General features: G+C 70.4%; 10 protein-coding genes. 5 read left to right on the forward strand and 5 right to left on the reverse strand.

Annotated features, from left to right (window positions below; all coding sequences use genetic code 11):
* The 3 genes from ACK42S_RS12055 to ACK42S_RS12065 all read left to right on the forward strand — a co-directional run.
* The coding region (locus ACK42S_RS12055; protein ID WP_409707611.1) for a DUF1513 domain-containing protein at positions 1–992 on the forward strand (992 nt) is incomplete at its 5' end.
* A 94-nt stretch (positions 993–1,086) separates the two neighbouring features.
* A complete protein-coding gene (locus ACK42S_RS12060) occupies positions 1,087–1,752 on the forward strand; it encodes a glutathione S-transferase family protein (protein ID WP_409707614.1) in 666 nt (221 codons plus the stop codon).
* A 2-nt stretch (positions 1,753–1,754) separates the two neighbouring features.
* Positions 1,755–2,801, forward strand: a complete 1,047-nt coding sequence (locus ACK42S_RS12065) for an asparaginase (protein ID WP_409707617.1) — start codon at positions 1,755–1,757, stop codon at positions 2,799–2,801.
* On the opposite strand, the gene rodA is transcribed toward ACK42S_RS12065, so the two are convergent.
* From rodA to ACK42S_RS12090, 5 genes are all read right to left on the reverse strand, one after another.
* On the reverse strand, positions 2,788–3,945 hold the full coding sequence (rodA, locus tag ACK42S_RS12070) for a rod shape-determining protein RodA (RefSeq protein ID WP_409707620.1): 1,158 nt from the start codon (positions 3,943–3,945) through the stop codon (positions 2,788–2,790). The two genes, ACK42S_RS12065 and rodA, sit on opposite strands and share 14 nt — an antisense overlap.
* The gene (gene mrdA, locus ACK42S_RS12075; RefSeq protein WP_409707623.1) at positions 3,942–6,002 is read right to left on the reverse strand and encodes a penicillin-binding protein 2; all 2,061 of its coding nucleotides are present in this window, start codon (positions 6,000–6,002) and stop codon (positions 3,942–3,944) included. The genes rodA and mrdA overlap by 4 nt, the downstream gene beginning before the upstream one ends.
* Before the next feature lie 5 nt (positions 6,003–6,007).
* The gene (mreD, locus tag ACK42S_RS12080) at positions 6,008–6,526 is read right to left on the reverse strand and encodes a rod shape-determining protein MreD (protein ID WP_409707626.1); all 519 of its coding nucleotides are present in this window, start codon (positions 6,524–6,526) and stop codon (positions 6,008–6,010) included.
* Between the two features lie 16 nt (positions 6,527–6,542).
* A complete protein-coding gene (mreC, locus tag ACK42S_RS12085; protein ID WP_409707629.1) occupies positions 6,543–7,460 on the reverse strand; it encodes a rod shape-determining protein MreC in 918 nt (305 codons plus the stop codon).
* Positions 7,461–7,523: 63 nt separating this feature from the next.
* Complete coding sequence (locus tag ACK42S_RS12090) at positions 7,524–8,567, reverse strand: rod shape-determining protein (protein ID WP_019561076.1); 1,044 nt, start codon at positions 8,565–8,567, stop codon at positions 7,524–7,526.
* A gap of 244 nt (positions 8,568–8,811) precedes the next feature.
* On the opposite strand from ACK42S_RS12090, the gene gatC reads away from it, so the two are divergent.
* On the forward strand, positions 8,812–9,111 hold the full coding sequence (gene gatC, locus ACK42S_RS12095) for an Asp-tRNA(Asn)/Glu-tRNA(Gln) amidotransferase subunit GatC (RefSeq protein ID WP_409707632.1): 300 nt from the start codon (positions 8,812–8,814) through the stop codon (positions 9,109–9,111).
* Between the two features lie 7 nt (positions 9,112–9,118).
* Positions 9,119–10,089, forward strand: a 971-nt coding sequence (locus tag ACK42S_RS12100; protein WP_409707635.1) for an amidase, incomplete at its 3' end; no start/stop codon positions are given.

Here is a 10,089-nt window from a genome sequence, read left to right on the forward strand (position 1 = left end):
CCGCGCCCGCCTGGGCGGCGGCTGCGCCCCGCCTGGCCGCCAGTTGGCGCCGCAGCGACCACCAGCACCAGGTGGGCTGGCTGCGCCCCGATCCGTCCCGCGGCCAGTGGCAGGTGGAAGCGGCCCTGGAGGTGCCCACCCGGGCGCATGGCGTGTGGATCGGCCCTGCGGGCGAACTCTATGCGGCGGCCCGCCGCCCGGGCGACTGGCTGCTGCGGTGGGTGCCCGGCCGCGAGCCCCGGTGGGCCTGGATGCCGCCCGAGCGCACGCTCAACGGCCATGTGCTGCTGCATCCCGAGGGCCGCGTGCTGCTGACCACCGAAACCGATCTGGACACCGGCATGGGCTGGGTGGCCGTGCGCGCGGCCGACACGCTGGAGCCGCTGCACGCCTGGCCCACCCGCGGCCGCGATCCGCACCAACTGCTGTGGGACCGTCATCACCCCGACCGCCTGTTCGTGGCCAACGGCGGCATCGAGACGCGGCCCGAGACGGGGCGGCAGAAGCTCGCGCTCGAGGCGATGGACGCCTCGCTCGTCTGCCTGGACACGCGCCGCGGCGAGCTGCGCGGCCAATGGCGGCTGGAGGACACCCGTCTGAGCCTGCGGCACCTGGCCTGGAGCGGTGACCGCCTGGGCGTGGCGCTGCAGGCCGAGCATGACGACGAGGCCCGTCGCCAGGCCGCCCCCTTGCTGGCGCTGCTGGGGCCCCAAGGGCTGCGCGCCGTGCCGTTCGATCGACCCTTGGCCGGCTACGGTGGCGACATCGCCGGCACGCCCGAGGGCTTTGCGGTGGGCTGCCCGCGCGCGGGCGGCGTGGCGCTGTACCACCGCGACGGCCGGCCGTGCGGCTGGGTCGCGTGGCCCGAGGCCTGTGCGCTGGCCACCGATGCGCAGGGCCGGCTGTGGATGGGCGGCCATCCCGGCGCCGGCACCGACGCCGAGCGGCTGGCGCTGCCCGATTTGCGCCTGGACAATCACTGGCGGGTCTGAGCCAGGTGACCACCGCCGCCCTTCTGGCATCCCACGAGGGCGCCGTCTGCGTCTTGCGGTTAAGCTCAGTCTTTCCGTTTCCGCACCGGTCCCGATGATCACCGTCCACCACCTCAACAACTCCCGCTCACAGCGTGTGCTGTGGATGCTCGAAGAGCTGCAACTGCCCTACGAGATCCGCCACTACCAGCGCGACCCCAAGACCATGCTGGCCCCGCCCGAGCTGCGCCAGGTGCATCCGCTGGGCAAGTCGCCGGTGATCACCGATGGCGAGCTGGTGCTGGCCGAGTCCGGCGCCATCCTCGAATACCTGGTCGATCGCTACGGAGAGGGCCGCTTCAAGCCCCAGCCCGGCACCCCCGAGGCCCTGCGCTACACCTACTGGATGCACTTTGCCGAAGGCTCGGCGATGCCGCCGCTGCTGATGAAGCTGGTGTTCGATTCGGTGGAGAAGAAGTCGCCGCGGCTCGTGCGTCCCATCGCCGCGGGCATCGCGCGCAAGGTCAAGGACCTGATCGTGACGCCCAACATCCGACGCCACCTCGAGTACATGGAGTCCGAACTCGCCGAGCGCCCCTGGTTTGCGGGGGACGAGTTCACCGCCGCCGACATCCAGATGAGCTTCCCGCTGGAGGCCTCGGCCGCGCGGGGCGGCCTGGATGCGCGCTACCCGCTGCTCACCCACCTGCTGCAGCGCATGCAGGCCCGCCCGGCCTACCAGCGCGCGCTGGCCAAGGGCGGGCCCTACCGGCTCGGCTGAGCATGAACCCGGTGCTCGTCGAGGCTTGGCGCGGGCGGGCGGTGGAGTCCTTTCACCGTGGCTCGCTGGTGGTGGTCGATCCCGACGGCCGCGTGGTGGGCTCGCTGGGCGATGTGCAGCGGCCCGTCTTCCCGCGCTCGGCCATCAAGGTGCTGCAGGCCCTGCCGCTGGTGGCCAGCGGCGCGGCCGAGGCCCTGGGGCTGACGGACGCCGAACTGGCCCTGGCCTGCGCCTCGCACAACGGTGAGCCCGGCCATGCCGACACCGCCGCCGGCATGCTGCGCCGTCTGGGCCTGGACGAGGCGGCCCTGGAATGCGGCGCCCACTGGCCCGGCCTGGAGGCCGCCGGCCGCGCCCTGGCGGCCGCGGGGCGCGAGCCCACCGCCTTGCACAACAACTGCTCGGGCAAGCATGCGGGCTTCCTGTGCCTGGCCTGTGCGATGCAGGGCGGCGCGAAGGGCCCCGACCTGCAGCGCTTCGTGCGCGGCTATGTGCAGCCCGACCACCCGGTGATGCGCGAGGTGGGTGCCGCCATCGAGGCCGCCACCGGTGAACGCCTGGACAACGCCCCCATGGGCATCGACGGCTGCTCCATCCCCACCTACGCCTTGCCGCTCAAAGCCTGGGCGCTGGCCTTTGCCCGTGTGGCCACCGGGCAAGGCCTGAGCGAGGACCATGCCCGTGCCGCGCAGCGCTTGCGTCAGGCGGTGGCCCGCTCGCCCTTTCACGTGGCCGGTACCGGCCGCTTCGACACGCGCGTGATGGAGCGCCTGGGCGAGCGTGTCTTCTGCAAGGTCGGGGCCGAAGGGGTCTACGGTGCCGCGCTGCCCGAGCTGGGCCTGGGCGTGGCGCTGAAGATGGACGACGGCAACACCGCGCGTGCGGCCGAGGTGGTGATGGCCGCGGTGATCGAGGCTTTGCTGCCGCTGTCCGAGGACGACCGGCGTTTCATGCGCGGCCTCAGCGAGGGGGTCTTGCGCAACTGGCGCGGCATCGAGGTGGGCGCGTTGCGTGCGAGCCCCAGTTTGCGTGCCTTCAGCTTGGCATGAAGCGCTTGCTGCGTGCGATCGACATCAGGATGCCCAGGCCCAGGCCGAGCGTGACCATCGCCGTGCCGCCGTAACTGATGAAGGGCAGGGGCACCCCCACCACGGGCAGGATGCCGCTGACCATGCCCATGTTCACGAAGGCATAGGTGAAGAAGATCAGCGTCACCGCGCCGGCCATCAGGCGGGCGAACAGCGTGGGCGCCTCGCTGGCGATCATCAGGCCGCGGAAGATCAGGAAGAGGAAGCCCAGGATCAGGACCAGGTTGCCCACGAGGCCGAACTCCTCGGCGTAGGCCGCGAAGATGAAGTCGGTGGTGCGCTCGGGGATGAATTCCAGATGGGTCTGGGTGCCGTTCATGAAGCCCTTGCCGGTCAGACCCCCCGAGCCGATGGCGATCGTGCCCTGGATGATGTGGAAACCCTTGCCCAACGGGTCCTTCGTGGGGTCGAGCAGGGTGCACACGCGCTGGCGCTGGTATTCGTGCAGCACCTTCAGGTCCACCCCGGGGGCGCACAGGCGCTCTTCCAGGCTCACCAGCGCCACGATGCCGATGGCCCCGGCGGCCAGCACCGGGATCACCAGCTTCCACGACAAGCCGGCGAAGAAGATCACTGCCAGGCCGGCCGCGAGCACCAGCAGCGAGGTGCCCAGGTCAGGCTGGCGCAGGATCAGGCCTACCGGCACGGCCAGGATCACCGCGGCCACCAGGAAGTCCGGCACCCGCAACTGCCCCTCGCGGCGCTGGAACCACCAGGCCAGCATCAAGGGCAGCGCGATCTTCATGATCTCGCTGGGCTGGATCACGGTGACACCCACGTGCAGCCAGCGTGTGGCGCCCTTGCGCGTGATGCCAAAGAACTCCACGCCCAGCAGCAGGGCCACACCCACGACATACAGCGGCACGGCCACCCGCATGATCTTGTGCGGCGGCACCTGCGCCACCACGAAGACCACGCCGGCGGCGACCAGCATGTTGCGGGCATGGTCGGCGAAGCGGCTGCCATGGTCGTAGCCGGCCGAGTACATGATGAGCAGCCCGGCGCCGCACAGCAGCAGCACCGCGGCGGTGAGGGCCGGGTCGAAGCCGAAGAGCACGGGCTTGAGCCGCTGCCACAGCGAGGGGCGTTCGAAGGTGACCTTCATGGCGCACGCGCCGCGCCGGGCGCGGTCGAGACGGGGGTGGCCGAGGCCGGGTCGTCGGCGGGCAGGGCAAGGGCCGGGGCGCTGATGCGGCTGCCGTCCAAGGCCGAGGAGACGGGTTGTACCGGCACACTGGCGGCCAGGCGCGGGGTGCCCACGGGGGCGGCCGCCTCGCCGCGCTGCACCGCGGCAATGTCCTGCTCGCTGGGGTACAGGCCCTCGAGCCAGTAGTCGAACACCCGCCGGGTGATGGGCGCGGCCGACTGCGCACCGAAGCCGGCGTTCTCGACGATCACCGCCACCGCGATGCGCGGCGCTTCCACCGGCGCGAAGGCCACGTACAGAGCGTGGTCGCGCAAGTACTCGGCCAGCTTGGCGGCGTTGTAGCGCTCGTTCTGGCGGATCGAGACGGCCTGCGCCGTGCCGGTCTTGCCGCCGCTGCGGTAGGGCGCGCCGACGAAGCTGCGCGTGGAGGTGCCTTCCTGCGTGACCGCGTACATGGCCTCGAGCACCACTTTCACATGCTCGGGCTTGAGCGCCAGCGGGCTCAGCGGCTCGTGGTTCACTGCGCGGGCCTCGTGGGTGACCGCATCGCGGATCTCGCGCACCACATGGGGCTTGTAGCGCTGGCCGCCCGAGGCCAGCGTGGCCATCGCATGGGCCAGTTGCAGCATCGTGAAACTGTTGTAGCCCTGGCCGATGCCCAGCGAGATGGTCTCGCCCGCATACCAGCGCTGCTGCTCGGGCCGGCGGTAGGTGTTGCGCTTCCAGGCGGTGGATGGCAGCACGCCGCGGGCCTCGCCCAGCAGGTCGATGCCGGTGAGCTGGCCGAAGCCGAAAGGCGCCATCTGGTCGTGGATGAGATCCACGCCCATCTCGTTGGCCAGGGTGTAGTAGTAGACGTTGCTCGACTTCACGATCGAGCGGCGCAGATCCACCATGCCCAGCCCGGTGTCGCCATGGCTGCGGAAGCGGTGGTTGCCAAAGACGAACACGCCGGTGTCCAAGATGGCCTGGCTGGCCGAGCGCGTGCCGGTGTTCAGCGCGGCCAGCGCCATGAAGGGCTTGTAGGTGGAGCCCGGCGGATAGGTGCCGCGCAGCGCGCGGTTGAGCAGCGGCCGATCGATCGATTCGTTCAGTGCGCGCCAGTTCTCCACATCGATGCCTTCGACGAAGAGGTTGAGGTCGAAGGTGGGCTTGCTCACGAAGGCCAGCACCTCGCCGGAACGCGGGTCGATGGCCACCAGCGCGCCGCGCCGCTCGCCGAAGAGCTGCTCGACCAGGGCCTGCAGCTTGATGTCGATCGACAGCACCACGGTGTGGCCGGGTGTGGCCGGGCTGGAGCGCAGCCGTCGCACGGCGCGCCCGCCGGCGCTGGTCTCGACCTCCTCGAAGCCGGTGGTGCCGTGCAGCTCGCGCTCGTAGGCCTGCTCCACACCCAGCTTGCCGATGTACTCGGTGCCACGGTAGTTGGCCAGCTCCTCCTCGGGCCAGTCCTCCATGGCCTTCTTCTCGGCCTGGTTGATGCGGCCGATGTAGCCCACCACGTGGCTGCCCACGTCACCGAGCGGGTAGTGGCGGAACAGCCGCGCCTTCACGTCCACGCCCGGGAAGCGGTAGCGTTGCGCGGCAAAGCGCGCCACCTCCTCGTCGCTGAGCCGGGTGCGCACCGGCAGCGAGTCCAGCCCCTTGGTCTCTTCCATCAGGCGCTTGAAGCGCCGGCGGTCGGACGGGCCGATGTCCACCAGCTCGGCCAGCGCATCGATCGTGGCGTCCAGGTCGTCCACCTTCGACGGCGTGATCTCCAGCGTGTAGGCCGCATAGTTGCGCGCCACGACGATGCCGTTGCGGTCCAGGATGAGCCCGCGGTTGGGCGGGATGGGCAGCACCGCGATGCGGTTGTTCTCGGCGCGCGCGCTCAGCTCCTCGTGCCGTAGCACCTGCAGATACACCAGCCGCGCAGCCACCAGAGCGAAGCACACCAGCACCAAGGCAGCGGCGAACAGCAGCCTCGCTCGAAAGCGCGACAGCTCAAGCTCGACATCCTTCAACTCGGTCATCGCGGTCACAGCGGACGGTTCTCGTCCGGATCGGGCGCGCGGCGCTGCGGAGCCAGCAGCACCCAGCTCGCCAGAGGCCACAGCAGCGCCTCGAACACCGGGGCCAGCAGCAGCTCCCACCCGGGGAAGATGCCACCGGCGGCCAGCCGGATCAAGACGAGCGAGGCATGGGCCGCGAAGAACAGCGGCAGGATCTGCACGGCCTGCTCCAGCACCGAAAACCACAGCAGCCGGCGGTGGATGGTGATCGCGAAATAGCTCAGCAGCGTGTAGGCCAGCGCGTGCTGGCCCAGCAGCGCGCCGTCGTGCACGTCCATCAGCAGTCCGAAGACGAAGGCCGCGCCGATGCCGATGCGCCGCGGCTGGTGCACGTTCCAGAACACCAGCGTGAGCGCCAGCAGGTCGGGCATGGCCGGTGTGCGGCCCAGCGGCAGCATGTTGATGGCCAGGGCGACGGCGAGCGACACCCAGATGAAGACGGGGTTGGCAGGCAGCAGGAGCTGGTCGGATCCGCGCGGCATCATGGCAGGGGCCTGTCGGTCAGCGGCGGCCTGCGCCGCGGCGCGGGGCGGCCGTCTCGGGCTCAGGGTCGGGCGGCGGGGGCAGTTCGCGGCCCACCGGTTCGACCACCAGCACGTGGCGGGCGCTGGCAAGCTGGCCCACCGGCTCCAGCAGGATGCGGGCGAAGGCGCTGTCGGCGCGGCGCTCGACCCGGCTGACCACCGCCACCGGCAGCCCGCTCGGGTAGACGCCGTCCATGCCCGAGGTGGCCAATACATCGCCTTCGCGCACGTCGGCGTTGGTGGGCATGAAGCGCAGCTCCAGCCCGCCGCGCTGGGGGTCGCCATAGGCCACGCCGCGCACCTGCGTGCGGGTGTTGAGCACCGGGATCACCGCATCCTTGTCCACCAGCAGCGTCACCTCGGAAGTGAGTGGGTACACTCGTGTGACCTGGCCGATGACGCCGGTGTGATCGATCACTGGCGAGCCGAGCACCACGCCCTGGGTGAGCCCGCGGTCGATCACCACCTTGCGGGTGTAGGGATCGGGCCGGTCGTAGAGCACCTCGGCGGCCTGGGTGCGGGCGCTCAATGCGGCGCGCAGGTTCAGCATCTCGCGCAGACGGGCGTTTTCCTGCTCGAGCATTTCCAGGCGGCCCAGGCGCTCGGCCTTGTCGGCCAGCAGACGGCGCGCCTGCGCCTCCGAGGCGCGCGCTGCGGCCAGGCCCTGGAGGTACTCGCCGCCGGTGCGCACTGCCTGCACCGGCACTCGCAGCGCCTGCTGCACCGGGTGCAGCACCGTGGCGATCACGGCGCGCAGCGGCTCGACGACGCCCAACCGGCGGTCGGCCACCATCAGGAACAGGGCCAGTGCCGAAAACACGACCAGCCGCGTGAAGGCCGAGGGGCCTTGCCGGAAGAAGGGGGGCGGGGTGCGGTCCAGCGTACCCAGGGGCATGGCGCGACGCAGTCAGGAACTCGGGGGCGGGGGCTGGGCCGGCCGGCACATTCTCAGGCAGGCTTATTCCGAGGTGAAGATCGAACCCAGGCGCTCCATGCGTTCCAGGGCCGTGCCGCAGCCGCGCACCACGCAGGTCAGCGGGTCCTCGGCCACCAGCACCGGCAGGCCGGTTTCCTCGGCCAGCAGGCGGTCCAGGTCGCGCAGCAGGGCGCCGCCGCCGGTGAGCATCATGCCGCGCTCGGCGATGTCGGCGCCGAGCTCGGGCGGTGTTTGCTCCAGCGCGTTCTTCACCGACGAGACGATCTGGTTGAGCGGGTCGGTCAGGGCTTCGAGGATCTCGTTGGAGCTGATCGTGAAGCTGCGCGGCACGCCTTCGGAGAGGTTGCGGCCCTTGACCTCCATCTCCTTGACCTCGGAGCCGGGGAAGGCCGAGCCGATCTCTTTCTTGATGGCTTCGGCGGTGGGCTCGCCGATCAGCATGCCGTAGTTGCGACGGATGTAGTTGATGATGGCCTCGTCGAACTTGTCGCCGCCCACGCGCACGCTGCCCTTGTAGACCATGCCGCCCAGGCTGATCACGCCCACCTCGGTGGTGCCGCCGCCGATGTCCACCACCATCGAGCCCGAGGCTTCCGACACCGGCAGGCCCGCGCCGATGGCCGCGGCCATGGGTTCTTCGATCAGGTAGACCTCGGAGGCGCCGGCGCCCAGGGCCGACTCGCGGATGGCGCGGCGCTCGACCTGGGTGGAGCCGCAGGGCACGCAGATGATGATGCGCGGACTGGGCTTCATCATCGAGCGCGGATGGACCATCTTGATGAACTGCTTGAGCATCTGCTCGGTGACGGTGAAGTCGGCGATCACGCCGTCCTTCATCGGGCGGATCGCCTCGATGTTGCCGGGCACCTTGCCCAGCATGGCCTTGGCCTCGGCGCCCACGGCCTGGATGGTCTTCTTGCCGTTGGGGCCGCCCTCATGGCGGATGGCCACCACCGAGGGCTCGTCCAGGACGATGCCCTTGCCGCGCACGTAGATCAGGGTGTTGGCCGTGCCCAGGTCGATGGCGAGGTCCGTCGAAAAATAGCGACGAATGGATTCGAACATGTGTCAGGATTCCCGGGCGGCCGACCGGGCGGACCCGTGCGGCCGCGCGCTGGTTTTGTTTCGGGCCGCCCGGTGCAGCGGTGAGCCCGGCTTCTTGCACAAAACCGGCTCCGGATCGCGCCCCATCCGGGGCTGCCACCCCGATGAAACCGCCGCGTCCGGGCCGGTTGTGGATAACCGAAGATAATACCCCAATGCCCCTGCACCGATGTGTACGGGAAGCCCCAACAGCAAACAATTTCCCATGGCTCTGACACCCCAGGATGTGGGCCGCATCGCCCACCTCGCCCGGCTGGCGCTGAGCGAGGACGAGCAGGCCCGGATGCTCGAACAGCTCAACGGCTTCTTTGCGATCGTCGAACAGATGCGCGCGGTGGACACCACCGGCGTCGAACCCCTGTACACCCCGCTGTCGGCCGTGCAGGACGTGGCCTTGCGCCTGCGTGAGGACGTGGTGAGCGAGACCGGCCAGCGCGAGGCCCTCCAGCGCAGCGCCCCAGCGGTGGAAGACGGGCTCTTCCTCGTGCCCAAGGTCATTGAGTGAGGGCGCAATGAGCACCGAACTGCACCACCTGGGCGTGGCCGAACTGGCCCGCCTGCTCGACGCGAGGGCCGTCTCCAGCGTCGAAGTCACGAAACATCTGCTTGCGCGCGTTGCCGCTCATCAACAACTCGGGGCCTTCCTGTGCACCGACGAGGCGGTGGCGCTGGCCCAGGCCCAGGCCGCCGACGCACGGCGTGCGAAGGGCGAGGCAGGCCCGCTGCTGGGCGTGCCGCTGGCGCACAAGGACATCTTCGTCACCACCGACTTTCCCAGCACGGCGGCCTCGAAGATGCTCGAGGGCTACCGCAGCCCCTTCGATGCCACCGTCGTCGCCAAGCTGCGCGCCGCCGGCGCCGTCACGCTGGGCAAGCTCAACTGCGACGAGTTCGCGATGGGTGGCAGCAACGAGAACTCGGCGTTCGGCCCGGCCCGCAACCCCTGGAACCCGCAGTGCATCCCCGGCGGCTCCTCGGGCGGCTCGGCCGCGGCAGTGGCCGCGCGCCTGATCCCGGCGGCCACCGGCACCGACACCGGCGGCTCGGTGCGCCAGCCGGCGGCGCTGACCGGCATCACCGGTATCAAGCCCACCTACGGCCGCTGCTCGCGCTACGGGATGATTGCCTTTGCCTCCAGTCTCGATCAGGCCGGCCCGCTGGCACGCAGCGCCGAGGACTGCGCGCTGCTGTTGACTGCAATGAGCGGCTTCGACGAGCGCGATGCGACCTCGGCGCAGCAGCCCGTGGAGGACTACGCCGCTGCCATCCGCACGCCGCGCGAAGGGGCCAGCGCTGAGCGGCCCCTGAAGGGCCTGCGCATCGGCCTGCCCCGGGAGTTCTTCGGCGAGGGCGTGGCTGCAGGCGTGCGCGCTGCGGTGCGCGCCGCGCTGGCCGAGTTCGAGGCGCTCGGCGCCACGCTGGTGGACGTGAGCCTGCCGCGCACCGAGCTGTCCATCCCCGTCTACTACATCATCGCCCCGGC

It is taken from the genome of Caldimonas sp., from assembly GCF_046289365.1.
GTDB lineage: Bacteria > Pseudomonadota > Gammaproteobacteria > Burkholderiales > Burkholderiaceae_C > Caldimonas.